The sequence below is a fragment of the Flavobacterium plurextorum genome, from assembly GCF_024638035.1.
Taxonomy (GTDB): domain Bacteria; phylum Bacteroidota; class Bacteroidia; order Flavobacteriales; family Flavobacteriaceae; genus Flavobacterium; species Flavobacterium plurextorum.
In genome coordinates this window covers 2,458,753-2,484,567 of sequence record NZ_CP100442.1, presented here as the reverse complement: position 1 = coordinate 2,484,567, position 25,815 = coordinate 2,458,753, and the positions used below count along the sequence as shown (strand labels likewise).

17 protein-coding genes and 1 pseudogene are annotated in these 25,815 nt (G+C 33.3%); 12 read left to right on the top strand and 6 right to left on the bottom strand.

The genetic code is table 11. The annotated features are described in order from the left end of the window. The first annotated feature begins 463 nt into the window (after positions 1-463). Entirely contained in the window at positions 464-1,117 is a 654-nt protein-coding gene (locus NLG42_RS10980) for a hypothetical protein (protein ID WP_257683789.1), read from the top strand. Positions 1,118-1,173: 56 nt separating this feature from the next. On the opposite strand, the gene lpdA is transcribed toward NLG42_RS10980, so the two are convergent. Together lpdA and NLG42_RS10970 are read right to left on the bottom strand one after the other, a co-directional pair. Beyond that, positions 1,174-2,577 (bottom strand): dihydrolipoyl dehydrogenase, encoded by a 1,404-nt coding sequence (gene lpdA, locus NLG42_RS10975; RefSeq protein WP_089059457.1) that lies wholly within the window; start codon positions 2,575-2,577, stop codon positions 1,174-1,176. Positions 2,578-3,004: 427 nt separating this feature from the next. After that, complete coding sequence (locus NLG42_RS10970; RefSeq protein ID WP_089059458.1) at positions 3,005-3,463, bottom strand: Lrp/AsnC family transcriptional regulator; 459 nt, start codon at positions 3,461-3,463, stop codon at positions 3,005-3,007. A gap of 364 nt (positions 3,464-3,827) precedes the next feature. Between NLG42_RS10970 and NLG42_RS10965 the strand changes: the two genes are divergently transcribed. Beyond that, complete coding sequence (locus NLG42_RS10965) at positions 3,828-5,030, top strand: aminotransferase class I/II-fold pyridoxal phosphate-dependent enzyme (protein ID WP_099719994.1); 1,203 nt, start codon at positions 3,828-3,830, stop codon at positions 5,028-5,030. Positions 5,031-5,194: 164 nt separating this feature from the next. Here NLG42_RS10965 and NLG42_RS10960 read toward each other — a convergent pair whose 3' ends face one another. Beyond that, positions 5,195-6,289 carry a DUF695 domain-containing protein gene (locus NLG42_RS10960; protein ID WP_099719995.1) on the bottom strand — a complete coding sequence of 365 codons (1,095 nt, stop codon included), beginning with the start codon at positions 6,287-6,289 and terminating at the stop codon, positions 5,195-5,197. Positions 6,290-6,438: 149 nt separating this feature from the next. Further along, a complete protein-coding gene (locus NLG42_RS10955; protein WP_089059461.1) occupies positions 6,439-8,370 on the bottom strand; it encodes an amino acid permease in 1,932 nt (643 codons plus the stop codon). A gap of 474 nt (positions 8,371-8,844) precedes the next feature. On the opposite strand from NLG42_RS10955, the gene NLG42_RS10950 reads away from it, so the two are divergent. Further along, positions 8,845-11,004, top strand: a complete 2,160-nt coding sequence (locus NLG42_RS10950) for a S9 family peptidase (protein WP_257683788.1) — start codon at positions 8,845-8,847, stop codon at positions 11,002-11,004. Positions 11,005-11,479: 475 nt separating this feature from the next. Here NLG42_RS10950 and NLG42_RS10945 read toward each other — a convergent pair whose 3' ends face one another. Next, on the bottom strand, positions 11,480-14,386 hold the full coding sequence (locus tag NLG42_RS10945) for an FAD-binding and (Fe-S)-binding domain-containing protein (RefSeq protein WP_257683787.1): 2,907 nt from the start codon (positions 14,384-14,386) through the stop codon (positions 11,480-11,482). Positions 14,387-14,955: 569 nt separating this feature from the next. Between NLG42_RS10945 and NLG42_RS10940 the strand changes: the two genes are divergently transcribed. The 7 genes and pseudogenes from NLG42_RS10940 (at position 14,956) to NLG42_RS10915 (ending at position 20,261) form a co-directional block, all read left to right on the top strand. Next, positions 14,956-15,189 carry a hypothetical protein gene (locus NLG42_RS10940; RefSeq protein ID WP_099719998.1) on the top strand — a complete coding sequence of 78 codons (234 nt, stop codon included), beginning with the start codon at positions 14,956-14,958 and terminating at the stop codon, positions 15,187-15,189. A 283-nt stretch (positions 15,190-15,472) separates the two neighbouring features. Further along, entirely contained in the window at positions 15,473-16,510 is a 1,038-nt protein-coding gene (locus tag NLG42_RS10935; protein ID WP_257683786.1) for a hypothetical protein, read from the top strand. 45 nt (positions 16,511-16,555) lie between these two features. Further along, positions 16,556-17,730 (top strand): annotated as a pseudogene (locus NLG42_RS10930) (IS3 family transposase). A 215-nt stretch (positions 17,731-17,945) separates the two neighbouring features. Next, the gene (locus NLG42_RS10925) at positions 17,946-18,179 is read left to right on the top strand and encodes a hypothetical protein (protein ID WP_257683785.1); all 234 of its coding nucleotides are present in this window, start codon (positions 17,946-17,948) and stop codon (positions 18,177-18,179) included. Between the two features lie 127 nt (positions 18,180-18,306). After that, on the top strand, positions 18,307-18,447 hold the full coding sequence (locus NLG42_RS24425) for a hypothetical protein (protein WP_307774310.1): 141 nt from the start codon (positions 18,307-18,309) through the stop codon (positions 18,445-18,447). A gap of 4 nt (positions 18,448-18,451) precedes the next feature. Next, positions 18,452-18,736: a transposase gene (locus NLG42_RS24420; protein WP_307774309.1), complete on the top strand. Its 285-nt coding sequence runs from the start codon at positions 18,452-18,454 to the stop codon at positions 18,734-18,736. Positions 18,737-19,106: 370 nt separating this feature from the next. Continuing rightward, a complete protein-coding gene (locus NLG42_RS10915) occupies positions 19,107-20,261 on the top strand; it encodes a hypothetical protein (protein ID WP_257683784.1) in 1,155 nt (384 codons plus the stop codon). Between the two features lie 140 nt (positions 20,262-20,401). Here the strand turns inward: NLG42_RS10915 and NLG42_RS10910 are convergent, their stop codons facing one another. After that, positions 20,402-21,151: a DeoR/GlpR family DNA-binding transcription regulator gene (locus NLG42_RS10910; RefSeq protein ID WP_257683783.1), complete on the bottom strand. Its 750-nt coding sequence runs from the start codon at positions 21,149-21,151 to the stop codon at positions 20,402-20,404. 220 nt (positions 21,152-21,371) lie between these two features. Here NLG42_RS10910 and NLG42_RS10905 point away from each other — a divergent pair, with 220 nt between their 5' ends. Together NLG42_RS10905 and NLG42_RS10900 are read left to right on the top strand one after the other, a co-directional pair. Further along, positions 21,372-24,434 (top strand): SusC/RagA family TonB-linked outer membrane protein, encoded by a 3,063-nt coding sequence (locus NLG42_RS10905; protein WP_257683782.1) that lies wholly within the window; start codon positions 21,372-21,374, stop codon positions 24,432-24,434. 15 nt (positions 24,435-24,449) lie between these two features. Next, positions 24,450-25,727 (top strand): RagB/SusD family nutrient uptake outer membrane protein, encoded by a 1,278-nt coding sequence (locus tag NLG42_RS10900; protein WP_257683781.1) that lies wholly within the window; start codon positions 24,450-24,452, stop codon positions 25,725-25,727. Positions 25,728-25,815 lie beyond the last annotated feature (88 nt).

Sequence of the window (25,815 nt, the reverse complement as noted above, 5' to 3'; positions counted from 1 at the left end):
AGTGCACATTTTAATTTAAAAAAAGTATAACCTTTATAAAAAGGACCAAAAAACGAGACCCTGAGCATACCAATATCATCCTTTTTGATAAACTTGGCTTTCCCGATGCTTTCTTCCCATTTGTCTTTTTTGACACTATAGTCCTCATTATTGACTTTTATGGTACTTTAATCATTCCGAGAATTTTCGGCAGTTATATACAATTCTCTTCAATAAGCGTTTTCTAAAATGAAGTAAAATGCAATTCTAGTTTTTTAGAGAGGCATCTCTATATATTTATCAAACAACACATTACAACAAACACATTATCAAAATCATACCTCTAATTTACAAAAATTTCCTGACACTTAATATTTTTTCGGGCATTAAAAAATGCATACAATAAAAATAAAAAAAGTCCATTCTGAATTATTAGAATATCCTTACTAAAACCTACATTTGATATACTAACTAACAGATCCAAATGAAAATCTACCTATTTTTTATTCTCTTATTTTACACTTCTATTTCCAAATCTCAATCTATTCAATCTGTAGACTCGTTAAACGTTGAGATCTGTAAATCATTAGTTCAAAATAAGAACTTAAACGATGAGATTAGAATCAATACTATAAATAATTCTCATATTACTCCTTATTTATCCAAATTTAAAGACAGTATTATTCAGCGAAAAGTGTTTGAACAAATATTTTTCAGGCTGCATAAAAACTGTAACGAGTTTGTCGCTCTTTTTCCAAATCAATCAACAAAAAGCAGTTGGTCTATGCAATCTGACAAACCAATTGAAAATGTTTCCAGAGAACAATGCAATAGTTTTGAAAAAGCTGCCCAATACTATTATTATGAAAATGACGGCAATAAAGTAGAAGTAACTTTAAATGATGAGTTATGGATTGAAAAATTCAGCGACGATACTTTTTCAAAACTGCATTTTAAACAAAAAGGCAATTGCGAATTTGAATTAGAGTTTATAGAAAGCAATAATCTATCCCGAAAAAATTTAAGCCTTAAAGGTGACAAATATCTTTACAGAATCTACAATGAAGCTGAAGGCGTTTATAGTGTTTACTTAAAAAACAAAGAAACCTATTATACTTTTAAAATAACGAGGCAATAAAAAAAAACCGTCAAAAAATAATTTTGACGGTTTAAATATAATTTATACGTAAAAAATTATACGTGTAAAGCTCTATTATCTGTTGCTGCTAATGCTGCTTCTTTTATTGCTTCAGCAAAAGTTGGATGCGCATGGCTCATTCTTGAAATATCTTCAGCAGAAGCTTTAAATTCCATTGCAGTAACTGCTTCAGCAATTAAATCAGCTGTACGAGCACCAATCATGTGAACTCCTAATACCTCATCTGTTTTTTCATCAGCAAGGATTTTTACAAATCCGTCTAAATCAGCACTTGCTCTTGCACGTCCTAACGCTTTGAATGGGAAACTTCCAGATTTGTAAGCTATTCCTGCAGCTTTCAATTGCTCTTCCGTTTGTCCAACTGCAGCAACTTCTGGCCAAGTATAAACAACACCTGGAATTAAGTTATAATCGATATGTGGTTTTTGGCCTGCTAAGATCTCAGCAACCATAGTTCCTTCTTCCTCTGCTTTGTGTGCTAACATTGCTCCACGAACAACATCTCCAATTGCATAGATATTTGGAACATTAGTTTGTAAATGATCATTTACTTCAACTTGTCCTCTGTCTGAAATTTTAACTCCAGCTTTATCTGCGTTTAATCCGTCAGTATAAGGACGACGACCTACAGAAACTAATGAGTAATCTCCTTCTAGCGTAATTGTTTCTCCTTTTGCGTTTTCAGCTTGAACTGTAACAGCATCGCCGTTTCTTTCTACTGATTTTACTTTGTGAGAAACGTAGAATTTCATTCCTTGTTTTTTCAACACTTTAGTTAATTCTTTTGAAAGAGAACTATCCATTCCTGGAATAATTCTGTCCATGAATTCAACTACAGAAACCTGAGCTCCTAAACGTAAGTAAACTTGTCCAAGCTCGATTCCGATAACACCTCCACCAATAATTACTAGGTGTTTAGGAACTTCTTTTAAAGCTAAAGCTTCAGTAGAAGTGATGATTCTTTCTTTATCGATTTTGATAAATGGCAAAGAAGACGGTTTAGAACCTGTTGCGATTATAGTATATTTTGCTTCAATAGTTTCAGATGTTCCGTCTGCTTTTGCAACTGAAATATGTGTTGCATCTACGAAAGAACCTAAACCATTAAAAACAGTAATTTTATTTTTATCCATTAAATAGTTCACACCACCTGAAGTTTGATCTACAACGGCTTGTTTACGGGCGATCATTTTCTCTAAATTGATCTTTACATCGCCAGAAACTTCGATTCCGTGATCTGCGAAATGTTTAATTTCAGCATAATGGTGAGAAGAAGCTAATAATGCTTTTGAAGGAATACAACCTACGTTAAGGCAAGTACCGCCTAATGAATTATATTTTTCTACAATTGCAGTTTTGAAACCTAATTGTGCGCAACGAATTGCTGATACATATCCGCCAGGACCTGAACCTATAATGACTACGTCAAATGAACTCATAGTTTGTCTATTTTATTTTTAGCGATACAAAATTAAGGAATAAAGTTTTGTTTAAAGTTTAAATTTCAATGTTTTTTGTGTGAAATTTTGAGGTTTGCTTTTCTCCACTATCGCGACTAAGACACAAAGTTTTTTTGTTTTTTTAATCTCGCAATCCCGATAGTAATCGGGACGCAAAGTTTTCTTTTTTAATCTCACAAAGTCGCGAAGTCGCAAAATTTAAAATAAAAAAATGAATAGCGTCCAGCTTTAGCTGGATGGAGAATAATTTTAAGACAAAAGGCTTTAGCCAAATCTGCGTCATTTTGGCTAAAGCCCTCTTCTATTCTTAATACAAAACCTCCAGCTGAAGCTGGAGACAATTCAAAAAACTAAGAACCTCAGTAACTTAGAATCTAAGTCCCTTAAAAAAAAACTTTGAACCTCCTTAAAAAGAAATCACTGTTGAGTTCTTTACTTCACTAATCATAAAAGTACTTTGTGTACTTCCGATGTGTTGTAATGAAGTTAGTTTTGTAACCAAAAATTCTCGATACGCTTCCATATCTTTTACTAATACTTTCAGAATATAATCGTAATCGCCGCTTACGTGGTGACATTCTAGAACTTCATTGAGTTTGATAACTTCGCTTTCGAATTTGGTTAAAAACTCTTTTGTGTGCTGAATGAGTTTTAAATGACAGAAAACTACAAATCCTTTTTCGATTTTAGATTTATCGACTAAGGCGGCGTAGCTTTTAATGATTCCTTCGCGCTCCAACTTTTTTATTCTTTCGTATACTGCTGTCACTGAAAGATTAAGTTTTAGAGACAATTCTTTATTGGTCTGCTTACTGTCAGTTTGCAATAAAACTAAGAGCTTTTTATCTACGGCGTCTAAAGTCATGGTTTCAGTTTATAGTTTACGGTTACTTATTGAAATGAAAAAAAATCTACTAAATTATATTTTCCGAATCAAATTTAGATTAAAAATCGAACTAAACGCATTTTTATAGTTTTAAAAACTAAACATAAACCTAAGTATTGATTAATAATCTAAATAGATCTTATTTTGAACAGAATTTCTTTTGAAAATGAGTTTCCTAGCCCTGATAAAAGCGATATCCTTTTATGATAGTGCCGATAGCTGCCGAGAATCATAAAAGATATAGCGTCCCGAAGCCTCGGGAGCAGGATTAGCTCCTAATAACTAACACTAGGTTCAAACAACTTGAAACTTGAAACAACTAAAAACTTGAAACTGACTAAAAATGAAAGACTTTAACCCAGCAGATAAAATACAGGATTTACAATACTTTGGTGAATTTGGAGGCGTGAATCCGTCGATTTCTGATTCTTCGACTTATACTTTTCTTTCGGCAAAAACCATGTTTGATACTTTTGAAGGCAATATGGAAGGCTGTTATTTATACTCTCGTCATTCGTCACCAAGTAATTTGTATTTAGATCAGGCTTTGGCAGCGATGGAAGGTACGGAAACGGCAAATGTTTCGGCTTCGGGAATGGGAGCCATTACACCTACTCTTTTGCAGCTTTGCGGTGCGGGTGATCATATTGTTTCAAGCAGAACGATTTATGGCGGAACTTACGCATTTTTGAAAAACTTTACACCTAGATTCGGGATTGAAACGAGCTTTGTTGACATTACAAAACTAGATGTTGTAGAGGCCGCAATTACGCCAAAAACAAAGGTTTTATATTGTGAAACGGTTAGTAATCCGTTATTAGAAGTGGCTGATATTACTGGTTTGGCTAAAATCGCTAAAAAACATAATTTGAAATTGGTAGTCGATAATACATTTTCGCCATTATCCGTTTCACCAGCAAAATTAGGTGCTGATATTGTCATTCATAGTTTAACAAAATACATTAACGGAAGCAGCGATACAGTTGGCGGCGTAACTTGTGCATCTAAAGAATTTATTAATGCTTTGAAAAATGTAAATTCTGGCGCAAGCATGCTTTTAGGACCTACAATGGACAGTTTACGTTCTGCAAGTGTAATGAAAAACCTGCGTACACTTCATATTAGAATTAAGCAGCACAGCCATAACGCACATTTTCTTGCAGATCAATTTGAAAAAGACGGTTTAAAAACGGTTTATCCGGGATTAAAAAGTCATCCGAGTCATGAATTATACAAAACAATGATTAACCCAGAATATGGTTTTGGAGGTATGCTGACAATTGATGTTGGTTCTTTGGCGAAAGCCAATGAGTTAATGGAATTGATGCAGGCTCGAAATTTAGGCTATTTGGCGGTTAGTTTAGGCTTTTACAAAACACTGTTTAGTGCGCCGGGAACTTCAACTTCAAGTGAAATTCCGTTAGAAGAACAACATGAAATGGGATTGACTGATGGTTTAATTCGTTTTTCTATCGGACTAGACAACGACATTGAGCGTACTTACGAAATGATGAAAGCTTGTATGGTTGAACTTGGGGTTTTATAAATTTGAAACAATTCTTTATAAATAAATTTGCACGATTTTTTTTAGTTTGTTTGAATCCGCTGGAGATTTTTCTCTAAGCGGATTTTTTTATTACTGAAAAACATATGCGACAAGCTCTAGCAAAAACAAAAACCGCTCTGAAATTTTCAGAACGGTTTTCTATTTTAATCTTGTTCAAAATGTTTAAAAGACTGCCAGTATTTGTCTTTGTACAGCTCGTAATTTATTTTAAACTCCTCGTTATACTTTTTTATTAAGTCGTCTGCCGTTTTTGATGGATTTCTAAAGTCTTTGCAGGCAAAAAAGAGTTCTCTTTTGTTGTTTGCTGTTTCTCTTCCTATGTTTAAATACCCATTGTAATCTGGCAGATACTCTATTATTTCTTCTTCAATTTCTTCTAGTCTATTATTGGTTTTTCCGTCTGGCAATCCTCCGTTATCACAGTCTTCAAATTCAATTGCAAGAATAAAAACCCATGGATGCGATGCTTTTTTATCCCATTTTAAAAGCGTTGTATTTATCAAAGCCAATACAATTCCGCCATCTTTGCGCTTTCCTTCAAAATTGGTGTAACCATCATTATCGGTATTATGCCTGATTCCTTCGTATTTCTCAACAAATTCTTTTTCTCTCCAAATCAAATAATCGCTTAATTTTTCAATAGGAATTAATTCTTCTGAAACGTCACTGTTTCCAATAGCTTTTAAATTATCGATTAGAGTAACTGAATGCATTTCGCCTAAATAGTTATCTAAAAAAATATGAACGCCGTTTGTTACAGCTGCTTTCTTTTCTTCAATATAATCATCGTAAACTATAGTCAAATCTATCTCATCTGGATAGCTTTTATGTATGTTAGGATAAAACTTCAAATTGTCTTTATTGAATTTGAAATTTTCATAAGTAATACCTACATCTTTAATATCGCAGGCAGGTTTAAGTGCAGTAAATTTCCAGCCGTTAATTTTGGGAGCAGCTTCAACCAACTCTTCAATAACATAAATATTTCGCAGTACGCCGTCAGGTGTTAGAATCAGCTCAGCAGTTTGATCGTCACTCATTCCTGTCAAAAAATAAATTCCGGAATGAATTTCTTCTAGCTTTGGAGCCAATTTATCAAAGAAACCTTTATGGATATTTTCTCCGTTTTGAACGATTTTAAAAAACTCTTTTTCTTGTTTTAAAAACCAGTTCCAAAAATCGCTCGAGGATTCTATTTTCGTTTCTTTTTTACCTAATATATTTTTTAAAAAACTCATTTATAATAAAAACAATTTAAATTTTACAACACAACAAACCTAAGAAAAAACTTTCGTAAACAGGAGGTTATTTTTATAAAAAAGCCATAAAAAAACCGTTTTGAGATTTTATTCAAAACGGTTTTTATTTTTAATTTTAGGCTTTTGATTTATGCCTTTATTGTATTCAGTTTACTGTTTTTTCTACTATAAGTAAAGTAAATCAACAATCCAATTAATAACCAAATCGTAAAGTAAATCCAGTTCCAAACGCTTAATTCAGCCATCATGTAAAGACAGCAGATTAATCCTAAAAGCGGAATTAAAGACAGGTTTTTTCTAAAGGCCCAAACCGCTAATCCAACTAAAACGAAAAGGAAAATCCACATTGGAATCTTATGTTTGAATAAACTAAGTCCTGATTCATATTTTAGAGAATCTGCAATAGGAAGCCCTTTTACAACCTCAGCATATTTTGCATCATCATCTTGATATTGGCTTAACAAATGCTCTAAATCTGCGGTTTCTGCAGTTTTATTATCAACGTCTATACTTTCTAAATAATTGAATACTTTTTCAGATTCTCCTTTATCTAAAGATGTAATGATTGTTGTTACATCGTTTATCTGCGTTTCGTTTTTTATAAAAGCCATTGTAGCTTTATTATTAAAAGCAAAAGAATAATAAAGTCCTGCAATTATTGCCAATGGTAAAATAAACTTCGCATTGATATAAGGTGTTTTAAATTTTCCTCTCGGAATATCTGTTTTATCCTGCAATACTAAAACTCCTGCACAAACTAATACAAAGGCAAACAAAGTTCCAATACTGCACAAATCAGTAACCATTGTCAGATTCAAAAACAAAGCTGGAACTGCAACCACAAAACCGGTTACAATTGTAGCGAATGATGGAGTTTTGAACTTTGGATGAACTTTAGAGAATTTCTTTGGCAATAAACCATCACGGCTCATACTCATCCAGATACGAGGCTGACCCATTTGAAAAACTAATAAAACACTTGCCATTGCAACTACTGCACTTACTGCAATAATTCCTGACATCCATTTTAAGTCTAATTTTTCGAAAACAAATGCTAATGGATCTCCAACATTTAATTCATTATAACGAACCATCCCTGTTAAAACTAAAGCAATAGCAATATATAAAATGGTACAAATAATAATTGCCCACATCATACCGCGAGGTAAATCACGCTGTGGATTTTTACATTCTTCGGCGGTTGTAGAAATAGCATCAAAACCAATATAAGCAAAGAAAACTGCCGATACTCCTTTTAATACACCTCCAACTCCATTTGGAGCAAACGGATCCCAATTTGCTGTATCTACATAGAATGCACCAACTGCAATTACTAAAAGAACTACACAAAGTTTTACAACTACCATTAAGTTACTTGCATTACGAGACTCTTTCATTCCTCTATAGACCAAAGCAGTAATCAAAATAATGATAAATAAAGCAGGTATATCGGTTACAAAATGAAATGATCCTATTGTTGGTGCCGTTGTCCAAGCTGTATGTGCAGCTTGCAATGCGGTACTTAAATTTTCGAATGATTTTCCGCCTCGCATTAAAGCTTCAGCATCTTTAAAGCCGTTTGAAGCCGTTAAATAATCCATCTGAATCCACTGCGGTAAATGAATCCCGCCGCTCTGGAGAAGTCCTGTAAAATAATCACTCCACGATATGGCAACCGTTATGTTTCCTACGGCATATTCCATGATTAACGCCCAGCCGATTATCCAAGCAATAATCTCACCAAATGCAACATATGAGTATGTATATGCACTTCCTGAAACTGGAACCATTGAGGCAAATTCAGCATAAGCAAAAGCCGCAAAGCTACAGGCTAAAGCAGTAAATAAAAACAGAAAAATAACAGCTGGACCACCATCTGCACTGGCTTTTCCGATGGTACTAAAAATACCTGCTCCTACAATTGCTGCAATACCAAACGCGGTTAAATCTCTAGTGGTCAAATGTTTTCCTAATGCATCATGACCATCTGATTCGTTCTTTGCAACCTGCTTCAGAATATCTTGTACCGTTTTTTTTCGGAATAAACCTGATAATGCCATATATGGTTTTACTTTTTAAATTAATTTATAGCGGTGATTATGCTTTTATTTTGCAAATAATGCAATTTTTATCGTGATTTCAAATATATAAAACGATTTTGTTTTCTTCAATAGATAATCAAACAAAATAAACAGGAATAAACTTAATCAAAATAATCATTTAGGTTTTTTCTTAAAGCAATTAAACCAAACTCAAAACAATAATATATTAACCCAAAATAAGATAATATTTGACTATTAAATAGTAATATAATACAAATTTTGAAGGGAAGCCTATAGTATTTTTATCCCAACTTATTTCAGTGTAAAATTTAAAGTAATGCCGTTTCTGTTTTTCTGTTCTTATATTAATACTCTTCAAATGATGTTTAAATTTAAGCAGAGTTCATAAGTTAATTCCTAGTCAGACGAAATACTTATTATATTTACTTCTTCAAAATGCAATACTATTAACAAACTAAAAACACCTATATAATGAAGAAACATCTGTTACTCTTTTTATTAATCTGCTCCAGCGTTTTTGCGCAAGAGGATATTAATATCAATCAACTCAACTGGCTGCCAAACTCACACTCTTTTTGGGTGAACTCTCAAGATAATGTCGCAGTTTATGATGTTGACAAACTAAATCAAAAGAAAATTATTTTAAGTGATGACCAATTAAAAAATTCTGGTTTTACAGGAGAAATTGAGGATTTGGTTTGGAATGATAACAAAACAAAAGTGTTAGTTTTTACCAATTCTAAAAAAGTATGGAGAGCAAATACTAAAGGTGATTATTGGTATTTTGATTTAACAACTGGAAAGGGAAGACAACTGGGAACAAGCTTAGAAAAATCGTCGTTGATGTTTGCTAAATTTTCTAACGATAACGAAAATGTCGCTTATGTTTCGCAGCATAATATTTATCTTGAAAATTTAAATTCTGGAAAAATAACTCCTTTGACGACAGACGGAACTGATAAAATCATAAATGGTACTTTTGACTGGGTTTATGAGGAAGAACTTGCTGCTCGTGACGGTTTTAGATGGAGTCCTGATGGAAAAAGCATTTCATTTTGGCGTGTAGACGCTTCAAAAACGAAGTTTCATTTAATGATCAATAATACTGATGCTCTTTATCCGTTTACGATTCCGGTAGAATATCCTAAAGCTGGAGAAAAACCTTCATCTGTAAAAATTGGTGTTATTGATATTGCTTCCTTACAGACAAACTGGCTAAATATTCCTGGCGAGCCTGATAATAATTATTTAGTTCGAATGGAATGGATCAGCAATCAAAATGTAATGGTTGTTCAATTAAATAGAAACCAAAATCAAGCTTCTATTTATAAATGTGATACTAAATCTGGAACAGCGAATTTAATCTATCAGGAAAAATCAGATTCTTGGATTGATGTATTTGATATTTCGTCTGGCGAATATGATGCTTTTCCGTGTAAGTTTGTCGATAATGGAAAATCGTTTCTTTGGAGTTCAGATGCTGATGGCTGGATGCATATTTACAAAATCAGCAGCGACGGTAAAAAGAAAGAACTTGTTACAACTGAAAATTTTGATGCTTACTACAAAGCGTACAATCAAGAAACAAAATCTGTTTATTTTATTGCCAGCCCAAAAGATGCAACACAACGTTATTTATACGAAACTAATTTAAACACCAAGAAAACAAAACGTGTTACGCCTCAAGAATTTGAAGGCACAAATGAATACAGTTTTTCGACTGATGCTAAATATGCTAAACACATAAATTCGAATATAAATCGCCATTACAACAAGCGTTTGGTTGCTTTATCTGGTCATAAAAAAATACTTCCTGCAGCTGCAGATTCATTTACGGCACCAAAACGCAATTATTCATTAGAGAAATTTAAGGTAACAACTGTTGATGGAGTCGAGATAGACGGTGTTATGGCTAAGCCTTTGAATTTTGATGCTTCGAAAAAATATCCTGTATTTTTTTATGTTTATGGTGAACCAATGGCATCTGTTGCAAATGATGAACCGTATTTTTATCCCCTTATTGCCTCTTTAATTCCTGAAGGATATATTGGAATTGCAATGGATAACCGCGGAACTCCTGTATTGAAAGGTACAAAATGGAGAAAGTCGATTTACAAAAACATCGGAATTATCAATACGCACGATCAAGCTATGGCAGCCAAAGAAGTTTTAAAATGGAACTTTATTGATTCTGACAGGGTTGCTATTCACGGATGGAGCGGCGGCGGCGCTGTAACTTTGAATTTGATGTTTCAGTTTCCTGAAATTTACAAAACTGGAATTGCGATCGCAGCGGTTACAGATCAGCATTTTTACGACAATATTTATACGGAAAGATATATGGGCTTGCCAAGCGAAAACGAAGCAACTTACATAAAAGCTTCTCCGGTAACACATGCTAAAAACCTGAAAGGAAATTTACTATACATTCACGGAACAGGCGATGATAATGTGCATTATAAAAATGCCGAAGTTCTGATTAATGAATTGGTGAAATATGATAAAATGTTCGATTTGATGATTTATCCAAATCGTTCACACAGTATAGACGAAGGAGAAGGAACGACAAAACATCTTGCTGATACTTTTACAAAGTATATCAAAGAGCATTGCCCTCCTGGCGCCAAATAATTTATAACAATTTAAACTTGTCATTTTCTCAGCCCTGTTATTCTTCGGAATAATGGGGCTTAGTCGTTATATAGATTACGCTTTTTTTGCCACCGATTAAAAATGATTTTTACAGAACATTTTAAACAAAACTAATAACAAACACTCACAGTTTGCCATTTCGATCCCGAGGCTTCGGGAGAGAAATCACACTAGTACATCGACAAAGATTGGCGACTTCCTTTGCATATTTCCGCTTGTGATTTCTCCTTTCAGTCGAAATGACATAACAATTAGAAAAAAAATAATTTTAATCCTGTAATCTGTGTCAAAATAGTTTTCCCGCAGATTTAGCAGATTAAGCAGATTTCTTTTTTTGACTTTAGAAATAGTAAAATCTGCTTAATCTGCGGAAAAAAAAAGTATCCCGATAGCTATCGGGATACTTTTTTTCTTAGTGTTCCCTTACGTAATTCTTTACGCTCAGGCTTCCTCTTTACTTCAAGCAATTTCTCAAAATACTAACCGGATGCTGTGCTTCGCGTTTTGTCCCATCATAAATTTGATGACGACAGCTGGTTCCTGCAGCAGCAATTTTTACATTTTCGGCAGTGTTTCGAACTTTTGGAAACAAAGTATCTTCTCCCATTTGCATACTCACTTTATAATGCTCTTTTTCATATCCAAAAGAACCCGCCATTCCGCAGCAGCCCGAGTTGTAAATCGTAACCGTATTATTTTTAGGAAGATTCAGCATCGCAAAAGTAGCTTCAACAGAACTTAAAGACTTTTGATGACAATGTCCGTGAATTTTAATTTCTTTTGTTTCTTCAGAAAACGAATCAGGTCTGATTTTTCCGTCGATGATTTCTTTCTTGAAAAATTCCTCGATTGTAAATGCATTTTGCGAAATTCGTTCCGCATTTTCTTTATCCGATGCCAATCGCAGATATTCATCTCTAAAAGTCAAAATTGCCGAAGGTTCAATTCCAATTAAAGGTGTATTGCTCGAAATTAAATCCTTGAAAATATTGATATTTATATCGGTTATCTTTTTTGCTTCTTCCAGGAATCCTTTTGAAAGATATGTTCTTCCGCTTTCTTCGTGATCTGCAATTAAAACCTCGTAACCTAATTTTGTCAATAATTCAAAAGCATCAATACCAATATTTACATCATAATAGTTGGTAAATTCATCTACAAACAAATACAATTTTCCGTTTGGATAGTCTGTGCTTTTTGATTTATTATTTTCATACCATTTTCTGAAAGTCTTTTTTGCCAAAAGCGGCACTTGTCTTTCTGGCGCAATTCCCATTGATTTTTTTACCAGCGATTGATTCGAAATAAAATTCGTGATCGACGGAAACAAACTTCCCATTTTGTTCAATTTTGCATTGTTGGCAAAAATCTTACTTCGGGTCGAAAATCCGTTTGCTTTTTGATATTGATATAAAAATTCTGCTTTAAGAGTTGCAACGTCAACATTACTTGGACATTCGCTCGCGCAGGCTTTACAGCTTACACATAACTCAAAAACTTCGTATAATTCTTTCTGATCAAATTTGTTTTCTTTCTCAGAATATGTCAAATATTCGCGTAAAGCATTTGCTCTCGCACGAGTCGTTTCTTTTTCATTTCGGGTCGCACGATAACTCGGACACATTGCTCCTCCTGCCGACGGCATTTTTCGACAATCGCCAGAACCGTTGCATTTTTCGGCAGCACGCAAAATTCCTAAACTGTCTGAGAAATCCTGAAACGTTTTAATATCTGGTTCTACTCTGCCCGAAACTACTCGATGATTTTCATCCATTTTCAAAGCGTTGACAATCTTTCCGATATTAAAAACCGAATTCGGGTCAAAGGCTAATTTGATTCTTTTCAGCAATTCGTAATTTTTATCACCAATCATAAACGGAATAAATTCTCCGCGCACAATTCCGTCGCCGTGCTCTCCGCTTAGCGAACCTCTATATTTTTTTACCAAATGCGCCACATCGGTCGCAATGGTTCTGAATAATTTTAGGTCAGATATTTTCTTCAAATTCAAAACCGGACGCAAGTGTAATTCTCCTGCACCGGCATGCGCATAATAAATCGCTTCCTGTCCGTGACGCAGCATCATTGCCGAAAACTCTGCAATATAAGCTGGCAAATCGCTTAATTCTACAGCCGTATCTTCGATAGAATCGGCAGCTTTATTATCGCCAACAATACTTCCTAATAATCCTAATCCTGCTTTTCTAAGTTCGTTGGCTTTATCAATATCGGCACCGTAAATTTTTACGAGTGCGTATCCAAAATTGTGTTTCTCTAAATCGGCAATTAAAGCGTTTGCCTGATTTTCGGCATCTTCAAGCGTGTGCGATGCAACTTCAAAAAGCATAATCGCTTTTGGTTCGCCAACTAAAAAGAATCTGTTTTTAATATGTTCCCGATTCGTTTTAGTACAATCTAAAATCGTATCGTCGATCATTTCGCAAGTGTACAAATGATGTTTCATTGCCATCACAACAGATTCCAGCGATTCCTCAATGGTATGATAATGCCCGACAACCATAATATTATGTACCGGCGGTAAGTCATCAACTTTTAAAGTAATTTCGGTCGTAAAAGCCAGCGTTCCTTCGCTTCCGCAAAGTAGTTTCCCTAAGTTTATTATAGGTTCAGTTCCGCCAAATATTTCCGATTTTAGCAGAATATCAACGGCGTAACCTGTATTTCGTCTGTGAATTTCAGGCTTCGGAAACTCTTTTATAATTTCTTCTTGATTTTCTTTTACCGAAAGTTCGTCGTAAACACTTTTGTAAATTTTATTTTCTAAAGAATCGCCTTTGGTTTTCTCCATAAATTCTGCCGAAGTCAATTCGCCAAAAGTCACCTCAGACCCATCGCTTAAAATCGTTTTTACGGCAGCAATTTTATCACGCGTAACACCATAACGAATCGATGTTGTTCCTGATGAATTATTTCCAACCATTCCGCCAATCATCGCTCGATTTGAAGTTGATGTAATTGGCGCAAAGAAAACGCCGTATGGTTTCAAATACAAATTCAACTCATCGCGAATCACGCCGGGCTGAACGGTAACCGTTTTTTTCTCAGCATCGTAACCTAAAATTTTAGTGAAATGTTTCGAAACATCAACCACAATTCCATCTCCTACTGCTTGTCCTGCCAAAGAAGTTCCCGCCGTTCTTGGTGTAACCGAAATATTATGCTGTGCCGCAAAGCGAATTAACTTGCTAATATCTTCCGTAGTTTTAGGCAAAGCCACCGCATTTGGACGAATCCTATACACCGAAGCATCTGTAGAATATAGTGTTTTATAAAGATCATCGTATAAAAGTGTACCTTCTAATGATGCTGCTAGTTCTTGTAACTCTTTATTTATTGACATTATTGCTTTCTTTTTGAGTTACAAAAATAGGTATTTTTTTAAGGTTCAAAGAGGCATAGTGACAATCCCGACAGCTATCGGGACAAAGGTTCTCTTTGATCTTGTTTTTGAAATTGAAATTTGGGATTTAATTATTGGAATTTTAACTCAATTGTCGTTTTGAACGTACGCAACAAAATTCTCCAATCTTGTCATTTCGACGAAGGAGAAATCTTCGTACGATGAGTACACACTGTTGTGGAGTTTCTTGCGAAGATTTCTCCTTCGTCGAAATGACAAACTGCCCGAAAATCTCACTGAGTTTATCTTTTCTCGAAATAACGTTTTATATTTACCTTCTAGAGATAATTTGTAACTTTTCAGTTTGCTTTTTAACAAAATAATATATTAATTTTCTTACTTTTTGTTGTTTTTTTCGATACATTTACAACTCTTAAACTACAACATTAAGAACGAAATAAGATTTGCCCTTGTATTATGTGTGCGGTATCGGAAACGACTGCAAGCGCTGTTGTAGGCGTTAGAAACACTACTTTGCAAGGGTTTTTTATCTCTAAAACTACAACATTATGAGTACAAACACAATTTCAAGAGAAACCGAAATCAGGCTTTTGAATTTTTTCAACGACAGAATCGAACCCGAAGAAATGGCTAAAACACTAAGGCAGGTAAATTTTACACTTGCATTAGGTGTTATGAGCGAACATGAATCGCTTCAAAACGAAATTACCAAATTAAGAGAGGGTTTATACTGGCTCAATGAATTAGCAGAAACTTTAAATCCTTATTTGGATTTGGAGTAAAGTTTTTAATTAGCTTAAAAACAGAAAACCTCGATTTTATAAATCGAGGTTTTTTTATTGCTATTTATTCAGATATTGATACCTCCTGTCCTTCAAATCTTTTGCTCTAGTCAGAATAGTTATCACGGGTGGGGCAAAAAGTTTTCCCTCCCATTAGAACTTAGTAAATCACTTCTAAATTAAGATTTTTTATTAAAGTTAAAAAATGTAAGAATTTTATATATTTTAATAAAAACAATTATATTCGCAAAATACAAGATTTTACTTACTTTAAAAATATAAAATGTCAGATTTTAATATAATTGGAAATCCTAATCCCGTTGTAGGAGTTGAAGAGTTTTACAGAGTAGGTGATGCTATTCCTTCGGTGCTGCCTTATCAAAATACTGCATCTGCAGGCACTGCTAATTTTGAACTTCCTGTAAAATGGGAAGTGTATGTGCTGGAAAACAGAAGATGGCGTAAAACAAAAGAAAATGATAAAACGGGAAATCTAGTAACTTATAAGTTTCGTCACGGAAGCTTAACCAGAGCAGGTATTCGCATTGCAGCAATAAAAGGAGATGAAACAGCCTGGCTCGATATAAAACCTCTTCCATCTAAACCAAAAATTGATGATGTAAGATTATTAGATAAAAGCGGAAAAAAAATAGAAGGACGTTTATCTTACGGACAAACGGTTAAAGCACGTGTGCACTGCCTGCATATGGAGAAACGCAGAATATATGTTACACTTTGGGAAGATGATGCAAAGGGAGCAGGCCATAATAAGGCTAATGAAACAAACTTTATTGAAACAAAATCTGGAATTGTAAGAGATGGGATTGCAGATATTGATTTTCTCTTAAAGCCGAGCTTTGCAAAAATTGCAACGAAAAATGGTCCAGAAAATGACGATGTCCACGAATATTATATAACTGCGCAATTAAATCAGGAAAAAGTGCCAAGCAATAACGTAAATGTCAATGCGCCAGAAGCACCGACAGCACCTTACAAAGCTAAGACAACTCCTAAAAAAGAGCCTGTTAAAAGTAATGCACCTGTACAGCAGCCTAAAACAAAAACCTCTGAAACTCCTAAAGCTGTAAAAAGCAAAATCAATTCAGTGAATCTTACTGACACCGCTGGGCATAAAATAAAAGGTAAGTTTAAAGAAAAACAAATTAAAGTTTGGATAAATTCAACAGGGTTAGTTGGAAAAGAAGTTCGTCTTACATTGTATGATGAAGATTTGGTTAGCAATGATCTTCTTTTTACTCATAACTTCACTATACAGTCAGATCTTCATGCAATAGTTGTATCATTAGATTGGATGTGCTAACTTAGCATGGAGTTCTAGTTAAGAACTAAATCTTAACTTTAGACCATGAAAGAGAATCGTAAAACTTATGACCGCAATTTCAAAGAGAAAGCAGTCCAATTAAGTTATGAAAGAGATAATATCTCACAATTAGCCAAGGAACTTGGAATAACAGCACCTTTGCTTTACAAATGGCGTCAGGATTACCAAGAATTTGGAACAGGAAGTTTTCCTGGGAAAGGAAAATTAAAACTTAGCCCTGAACAGGAAAAAATCCATGAGCTTGAAAAAAAATTAAAAGAAACAGAATTAGAACGTGATATTCTAAAAAAGGCTATAAGCATCTTTTCCAAGGGAGGTCGATGATTTATCTTTTCATAAAAGACCATGAAAAAATATATTCGATTGAAAAGATGTGCAAAGTTTTAAAAATAAGTCCAAGCAGCTACTATAATTGGAAGCGACAGATTCTATCAGAAAGACAGAGGAAGACTGCTCTGATTAAAGAAGAAATTACGTCAATATACTTTAATGCTAAACAACGATATGGAAGCCCAAGAATTACTCTGGAACTCCAAAGCCAAGGATATCAGATATCCAGAATAACTGTAGCTAAATACATGAAGCAGTTAGGATTGTACAGCAAATTGAGTAAAAAATTCAAAGTAACAACCAATTCAAAACATAATCATTTTGTTGTGCCAAATATCCTGAAAAGAGAATTTACAGTAACCGAACCAGCAAAGGCTTGGGTTTCAGATATCACCTATATACAGACAAAGGATGGATTTTTATATTTGACCATCATTTTAGATTTATTTGACAGAAAGATAGTCGGCTGGAGTTTAAGCAATGGACTAAGCACTAAACAAACTACAATGACGGCTTGGAAAATGGCAGTTAAGAATAGAACAATTGCAAATGATTTAATATTCCATTCTGACCGAGGAATCCAATATGCCAATAAAAAATTTACTAATGTATTGGATTCTTATAAAAATATCACAAGAAGTATGAGCCGTAAAGGAGACTGCTGGGATAATGCGGTTGCTGAAAGTTTTTTCAAATCTTTAAAAACGGAATTGGTTTATGGAAGTAAATTAATTTCTAGAGAACAGATGGAACTTGAAATTTTTGAATACATCGAAATTTGGTATAATAAAAAAAGAAGACATTCGGCTTTGAACTATAAAACAATTGAAGAATTTAACAAACTAACTAATTATAAAAATGTAGCTTAACTTTTTCTCCAGTTTTTGTTTGCATATCCATTTGGAATTATTATAAAATAGATGAAGAAAGTGGAAAGGTAAATCTAGTAAAAAATAACTTTTCTTCCAATTTATCTATTAAAAATGACGATAAAGAGATTAATAATTCATGGGGAGGAAAGTACTTTTTTGAAAGAACAAATAGAGATGATTTAAAAACTAGTTTTGAAATTAGTATTAATAATTTGAAGAATATTTCATTAGTCTATGTTAGTGATGGAGAAAAACCTGAAACATACAACAATACTGTTGGAGAAATGATTAGTAACGATAAGATGAAAATTACTTTTAATAAAAAATATGATGATATGGGAATTGTTTATATTCAAAAAAATGGGAATAATTATATTATATCAGGTGATCCAATTTCAAGTATAAACCCTGGGAATGACGAGTTTCCTTTGAAAAAGACAAAATAAAAGAATTGAAAATCTCTTTTTTTAAATCTCTTTGCTGGAGTGATCGTCTCCCCGCTCCCGCACGAATCCTTTCGTGTGGCGTTAAGCTGGGTAAAATTCTAGTTTTAAAAAGGTTTAATGTATTAGAATGAGTAGAAATTATAAATTTCATAATCCTGAAAGCTTGTATTTTATAAGCTTTGCCGTAGTAGGCTGGCTGGACGTTTTTATGAGAAATGAGTATAAAGATTTGTTTTTAGAAAGTTTAGAATACTGTCAAAAAAAATAAGGGGTTGGAAATCCATGCTTGGTGTATAATGACGAGTCATGTGCATTTGGTTTTTAGAAGTATAAATGGTCAGAACCCTGAGTTGCTTATAGGAAATTTAAAAAGATTTACAAGTCAATCAATAGTAAAAAGGATACAAGAAAATCCGAAAGAAAGCAGAAAAGAATTCTTGTTGGATTTCTTTAAAAAAGAAGCTGAAAAAAGTTCTAACGTAAAGTACATCAATTTTGGCGTTATGATAACAAACCAATTGAGCTATGGAGCAACAAGGTTATTCAACAAAAAATAAATTATATACATGCCAATCCTGTAGAAGAAGGATTAGTTTATAAAGCAGAAGATTATGTATACAGTAGTGCTATAGATTATTCAGGGCAAATAGGATTAATTGATGATGTAATTGTTTTTAGGATGTTTGATGTCTAAGTAGTACGTGGCACACGAAAGGATTCGTGCGGGAGCGGGGAGATTATGTGAATTTAGGAGGGAATCAAGGCTCTAAAATTTCCGGAGGTCAAAAAATTTGTATGGGATCTATGCCAAAAAGTGATGTATTATATATTATGAAACAAAAAAAATATGTTGTGCAAGATGAAGAAAAGAAGCTTCCTCTTTATGATATAGATGCAATAAATAATAGTAAATCAACCAGATAAAAAATGAAAATAATTTTAATTACTCTAATGTTTTGCATGTTTTCATGTAATAATAAACAAAATGATTCTCTAATTAATAATACTGAAATAAATAAAAAATCAATCATGCAGAATAATAAGGAAATTGAGAAAATACTAGAGAGACAATTAAAAGCTGGTGGCTATAGCAGTTATTATGATACAGATTATGCATATTATAAATATGATAAAAGTGATTTAGATGTAACTTTTAATCCTTTAAAAAAAATATTAATTAATAATGGATATAAAATCACAGATAAAGACATTTTTATTAATAAGGTTAAAAACATATTTGGAAGTATTCCACATTATAATGATATTTTCTATATAAATTCTTTTGACAAATGTTCTAAACCACCGAGCATAAATTATTACGATCCAGATGGTTTTAGAAAAGATATATATATAAGTATAGAGTATCAAATAGTTGTTAATTTATTCTCATTACCTGAAATTGTAGATTATCAAAAAGAATATAAAGAAATTGCTGTTAAAGAAGGTGAGTTTCCTACAGAAATAATTAAAGATGGAGGTACTGAAAAAATATATTTAACTAAATGGAAAGATATTCCAGATTTAGCTAAACAACGCAAAAAAAATATTGATATACTAGTTAATAGAAACAAGTATTTATTCAATAATAATAAAGCTAGTTTAGCTTGGCTAAAATTTAATGATCAAGATTTTTTAGAATCACTAGTAAAAACTTTTGGTTATGTTGCAGATTCTGATTTATTGAAATGGGTTATAGATCGAAATCTAAATGATGATGAATTTGATAAATTAATATTTACAAAAACTTGCGATGGTAAATATATTTTTCATAAAGAAGTTTTTGAAATTATGAAGCAATCTGATGCAAAAGCGAAAGAAAAATATCTTGCTTTTTTGAGGGAACATTTTCCGAAAATTGATGAGAATAACTCTAATCAAGAAATTAGAATTCAGGCATTATATTGCTATTATTCAACTAAACTTTCTCAAAATTTCGATTCATCTGATCTTTTTGTTTTTTTTCCAAGACTAAATGAGGACAAATTTGAAGAAGAATTTAAGAAAAATAATTATTACAACATATCTGATTTTAAAGAATTATATAAAGATACTAGATATGGAGGTGTAGGAGCTGCAGAATAGTTATCAAAGATTATTTGTAATATAAAAGTAGATAACTAGTTCCCAGGCTCCTGCGCAAATTCTTTCGTGTGGCGGTATAGAAAATCAATTTTTGTATAATCAACTGCAACGGTTTAAGATTTTAAAAAGTCAATTATTTCTTAAAACAAACGGGCGCCGGCATCGGCAAAATTTTTGATTTTAGAACTGTTAGGACTTAATTCAGTTACAATAGCATCTATTTGATTTAGATCGCAGACTTTATGGGGCATTTTGCCATTGATCTTGTCTGAAGTTGCCAAAACGATAACTTTGGCAGAAGCTTTAATCATTTCTTTTTTAATAATCGAAACTTCATAACCCATTTCGGTCAGTCCTTGATTTACGTCTAGACTGCTTACGCCCAAAAAACAAACGTCGGCTTTAATTTTTGACAATACTTGCACAACATCTATTCCTACAGTTACCATTGCATTTTTTTGCAATTTTCCTCCAATAAAAATCAGTTCTATATTAGGATGCTGTGACAACTGCATGGCTATGGGCAGACTATACGTATATATAGTAGCCGATAAATCTTTTGGAATAAGTTTACAAAAAGATAAGTTGGTAGTTCCTCCAGTCATTATAATTACTTGTCCGTCAACTAAAAACGACAAGGCTTTTTGTCCTACTATGTTTTTTTTATCTTCATTAATGATAGCAATATCAAATACATTGCCCGGCTTATCTTTTACTAGAAAAGCGCCTCCGTAAACTTTATTAATCAAGCCTTTATTATGCAATTCATTAAAATCTCTGCGTATTGTATCTTCAGAGATATTTAATTCTAAAGCGAGATCAATAGTATTGATTTTTTCGACATTCTTAAATTTATCCATGATAAATTGATGTCTTTCTCTTTTAAGCATCTGATTTTTTTTACAAATATAAAATATATTGCATTATTGTGCACGATTTAGGGGTGATATTTTATCAAAGACGCTTACAAATCAGAAATAACGTTTAAACAAAAAAATAAAATGCATTATTATGCATTTTGTATATAATAAATTAAATAAGATGCAAAAAATCGCATTTATTAAAAAATTTTTCTAAATTTAGATTCTATAACTAATCAAATACTTTAATATGAAAAAACTATTATTTATTTTATTTGGAACCATTTTGTTTGCGCAGCCCATATTTGCTCAGACAAAAACCGTAAGTGGTACAATTAAAAGTGAATCTGACGGGCTTTCGCTGCCAGGGGTTTCTGTCTTGATCGAAGGAACTTCTAAAAGCACTGTAACCGATTTAGACGGAAAATTCAGCATTTCCGTAAATGAAAATGAAACATTAGTTTTTAGTTTTGTTGGCTTTGGTGCTAAAAAGGTCAAAATTTCTAACAGCACTAATGTAATTAATCTAAGAATGGCCGAAGAAACCAACACTCTTTCTGAAGTCGTTGTACTTGGATCTACTGTACGTGCTACTCGAAAAGAGTTAGGAAACGCCGTTACTAGTTTAAAGGGCGAAGACTTAATAAAAGCTCAGCCAGGCGGACTTTCGACTGCTTTGCAAGGTAAAATTGCCGGAGCACAGGTTTCTCAAAACTCGGGTGATCCTGCAGGAGGTTTCAGCATTAAACTTAGAGGAACATCGTCTATTTTAGGTTCTTCGGATCCTTTGTATGTTATTGATGGAGTTGTTTTAAACAATGCAACAACAAACGTAACAAACTTAAATGTAACGACTGGAAACTCTAATATGCAGATTGGTCAAAACAGATCATCTGATATTAATCCTAATGATATACAAAGTATTGAAGTATTGAACGGTGGAGCTGCCGCAGCTATTTACGGATCGAGAGCGGCTAATGGTGTGGTTTTAATCACAACTAAAAAAGGTGTTGCAGGCGAAACAAGATATACTTTTTCGACTAGTGTAACTTCTAACCAAATCCGCAAAAAACTAGACTTGAATACGTCTAACAAACAGTTTGTAAATGCTTCACCTGCTTTGTTCCCTATTCAGGGGAATCCTAAAAGTCCAACTACTGTAAATGTATTAGGAAGAGAGCTTGAAACTAGAACGATAGATGTACAGCGTTATGATTATCAAGATGACATTTTTACAACTGGTGTTGGAACAGATACTTATTTCTCATTACAAGGCGGAGATGAAAAAACAAAATACTTTGCATCTCTTGGCTATTTAGTAAACGAAGGAATTGTAAAAAATACCGATTTTAAAAGAGCGGGTGCAAAAGTAAGATTGAAACATGATTTCAATTCAAAATTGTCTGCAACTGTAGGTTTGAATTATATTAATTCTGCCTCAAATGAAAAACCTGATGGAAACGTTTTCTGGAGTCCAATTAACTCTATAAATATTACTAATAATACTTACGACATTAATAAAAGAGATGCTAATGGAAACTTATTAGCGGTTGATCCTAATAGAGTTAATCCGCTTTCTATTATAGAAACGTTCAAAATCAAACAAAATACGGATCGTATTATTTCGGACTTACAATTAAATTATGTTCCTTTTAAAAATTTCAATGCTGATATGATTTTTGGTGTCGACAATTACAATCAAAGAGGAAATGTATTTATTCCGAGATATCCATATGTGGTTAATCCTGCTTATTATAATGATGGTTACGTTTCTGAAGCGACTAACAGAGTGGTTCAATTTAATAATGACTTGAACTTAAGATATCTTTGGAATATAAACGACAAATGGAAAGCTACAACTTACGGTGGTTACAACGTACAAACGTATCGTGATAATTTTGCAGCTGTTGAAGGACGTAACTTAAAACCATTTATTGAAACTATAAATGCTTTCAATACTTTAATTCCAGGTTCACCAAGTTCAAGCCAGTCAAAATACAATTTATGGGGTTTTTATCTTCAGGAAACTATTGGTTATAAAGACAAATTATACATTACTTTGGCAGGAAGACAAGACGCTTCGACTATATTTTCTAAAGACAATAGATCTCAGTTTTATCCAAAAGCAAGTTTAAGTTATGTACTTTCTGATGAAAAATTCATGGAAGGTATTCATGATGTTGTAAGTTCTGCGAGACTTAGAGGTTCATGGGGAAAATCAGGAAGTTTAACAGCTATTAAACCTTATGCTCGTTTTACAAATTACTCTACAGGAACACTTTTAGGAAATAGTACTTTTACTATTGAAGGTTTCAAACAAGGAAATTTAGACTTAAAACCAGAACAAAGTGTTACTTATGAAATAGGTGGTGATTTTGGATTTATAAAAGATCGTTTGAATTTATCATTCAGTTATTACAATGCTGATATTGATGATTTGTTATTACCAGTTCAATTAGCAGCTTCTGAAGGAGCAACAAACACAATTAAAAACATTGGTCAAATGAACAATAAAGGTTTTGAGGTAAACCTTAAATACGACCTTATTAAAAAAGAAAACCTGCATCTTGATCTTTTTGTAAACTATAGCAGCAACCGAAATAAAGTAACGGGATTACCACAGCAGCGTTTTAAACTAGACAGCAATTTAGCTGGAGCGCCAGTTTTTGTTGAAATGGATAAACCAATTGGTATTTTCTACGGTACGTACTTTGCAAGAAATGCAGACGGAAGCTTATTGCTTACGCCAACCGGTTATCCTCAAACTGAAAAAGGAGATGTAAATACTGGAGTTCCACAAAGAGATGCTTCTGGACAACCTACAGGAACAATTTTGAACAAACAAATTGGAAACCCAAATCCAGATTACATTATTTCTTTTGGAACAAATCTGAATTACAAAAAATTCGGTTTATCAGTATTATTTGACGGCGTACAAGGCGTAAATGTTTTTGATGCAGATTATAGAACAAGACAAGGTGTAGGTTCTGGAACTCTAGTTGCTAAAGAACTTAGCGGAGAATTACCTCGCGGGTACATTTGGTCTGTTTACAACATCGAAGAATTTAGAGTAGTTGACGGAAGCTACTTAAAATTAAGAGAGGTATCTTTAAATTATTCTTTTGGAAAATTAAATAATTTCTTTGATGATTTAGTAATTACTGCAAGCGGAAGAAACCTAATTTCATGGGATAATTTTACGAGTTTCGATCCAGAGACAAATTCTGGAGGACAATCTTCGGTGGCGAAATACAATTTTGGAACAGTGCCAATTCCTAGTTCATATTCATTGGCAGTAAAAGTTCAATTTTAATCAAACAAAAATATTATGAAAAAAATATTCATCCCTATAGCAGCCTTTGCATTACTTTTTATCAGCTGCAACGAAGAGTATCTAGACCCAACAAAGCCCTCTCAGGATTTAGTTTTTGGCTCTAGAGAAGGTATTATTGGTGCTGCAAACGGATTACAGCAACTTTGGACTATTGACAGAACAAGTCCTGTTTACAATACTATTACTGGAAACGGATTTACAACAAAAGAACTTCGATTGTTAAATGCAGGAAATGTTGACGAAGGTGAACTTTCTGTGGGCGGCGAAGTACTTTCTACTAAAAATAATGTAGTAAATAATCTATGGTCACAATGCCTTGTGATTAAATCTGAATCGCAAAAAATTATTGATCATGTTGATGTTTTAACTGCCGAAACTGAAAAAGCAAGCGTTCTTGTTCATGCTACTATTTTTAAAGCAATGGCAATAACTACAATGGTTCAGTACTTTCAAAGTATTCCTCTAAAAACAGGAAAAAATGCCACTTTTGACAGTAGAGCCGACGTTTTAGCTGAAGCGATTAAAATACTAAAAGCGACAGAACCATTTTTAGATAAAGCAACTGGAGTTACCGGCTTAGTAAGTACTGTTAATTACAAAAACACAGTATATGCTCTTTTAGCCAGAACTTATTTAATGGCTGGAGATTATGACAATGCAATCGCATATGCTGCCAAAGTTGACCTTTCGGTTAAATCAGTATTTGCTTTCGATCAAATTAGTCCAAATCCAATTGCTTATATTTCTATAACGACAAACAACGTATTTCAGCCTGTTGATTTAACATTAGGTCTGCCTGCTTCCCTAGCTCCTTCAAGTTCTGACGGAAGATTGAATTTCTACATTAAACCAGGTTCAAACCCTACAGTTGCAACTGGATTTTTTGATACTAATCTTAAGCCGATTCCTGTTTATTTACCGGGTGAAATGACGCTGATCACTGCAGAAGCGTATGCTAGAAAAGATAATCTGCCACAAGCCGTTATAGAATTGAACAAAGTTTTGACTAAAACAGCTGCCGCTGATACTTACGGAATTGGAGCAAATCTAGCGCCGTACGCTGGAGCACTTACAAAACCTGCTATTTTGACTGAGATTTATAGAAATCGCTGTATCGAAATGTATATGTCAAGTTTAAAACTAGAAGACAGCAGAAGATTTGATCGTCCAGGAGCTGGAACTGCTGGTGCAGAAAGAAACCGTAATTGGTATCCTTATCCAGATTCTGAAAGAAACAACAATACTAATACACCTCCAGATCCTGCAATATAAGATCTATTAAAATCGAGGCGTTTAGTTACGCCTCGATTTTTATCTTCTAAATACATTTAATTTATTATCAAAAAACTAGTAATATCAA

What these genes read in the sequence shown, in the direction of transcription:
- NLG42_RS10965 (WP_099719994.1), top strand. Translation starts at nt 3,828, where the DNA reads ATGAAAGACTTTAACCCAGCAGATAAAATACAGGATTTACAATACTTT.
- NLG42_RS10940 (WP_099719998.1), top strand. Translation starts at nt 14,956, where the DNA reads ATGAGTACAAACACAATTTCAAGAGAAACCGAAATCAGGCTTTTGAAT.
- NLG42_RS10950 (WP_257683788.1), top strand. Translation starts at nt 8,845, where the DNA reads ATGAAGAAACATCTGTTACTCTTTTTATTAATCTGCTCCAGCGTTTTT.
- NLG42_RS10905 (WP_257683782.1), top strand. Translation starts at nt 21,372, where the DNA reads ATGAAAAAACTATTATTTATTTTATTTGGAACCATTTTGTTTGCGCAG.
- NLG42_RS24425 (WP_307774310.1), top strand. Translation starts at nt 18,307, where the DNA reads ATGAGTAGAAATTATAAATTTCATAATCCTGAAAGCTTGTATTTTATA.
- NLG42_RS10970 (WP_089059458.1), bottom strand. Translation starts at nt 3,463, where the DNA reads ATGACTTTAGACGCCGTAGATAAAAAGCTCTTAGTTTTATTGCAAACT.
- NLG42_RS10955 (WP_089059461.1), bottom strand. Translation starts at nt 8,370, where the DNA reads ATGGCATTATCAGGTTTATTCCGAAAAAAAACGGTACAAGATATTCTG.
- NLG42_RS10935 (WP_257683786.1), top strand. Translation starts at nt 15,473, where the DNA reads ATGTCAGATTTTAATATAATTGGAAATCCTAATCCCGTTGTAGGAGTT.
- NLG42_RS10910 (WP_257683783.1), bottom strand. Translation starts at nt 21,151, where the DNA reads ATGCTTAAAAGAGAAAGACATCAATTTATCATGGATAAATTTAAGAAT.
- NLG42_RS10960 (WP_099719995.1), bottom strand. Translation starts at nt 6,289, where the DNA reads ATGAGTTTTTTAAAAAATATATTAGGTAAAAAAGAAACGAAAATAGAA.
- NLG42_RS10945 (WP_257683787.1), bottom strand. Translation starts at nt 14,386, where the DNA reads ATGTCAATAAATAAAGAGTTACAAGAACTAGCAGCATCATTAGAAGGT.
- lpdA (WP_089059457.1), bottom strand. Translation starts at nt 2,577, where the DNA reads ATGAGTTCATTTGACGTAGTCATTATAGGTTCAGGTCCTGGCGGATAT.
- NLG42_RS10900 (WP_257683781.1), top strand. Translation starts at nt 24,450, where the DNA reads ATGAAAAAAATATTCATCCCTATAGCAGCCTTTGCATTACTTTTTATC.
- NLG42_RS10915 (WP_257683784.1), top strand. Translation starts at nt 19,107, where the DNA reads ATGAAAATAATTTTAATTACTCTAATGTTTTGCATGTTTTCATGTAAT.
- NLG42_RS10980 (WP_257683789.1), top strand. Translation starts at nt 464, where the DNA reads ATGAAAATCTACCTATTTTTTATTCTCTTATTTTACACTTCTATTTCC.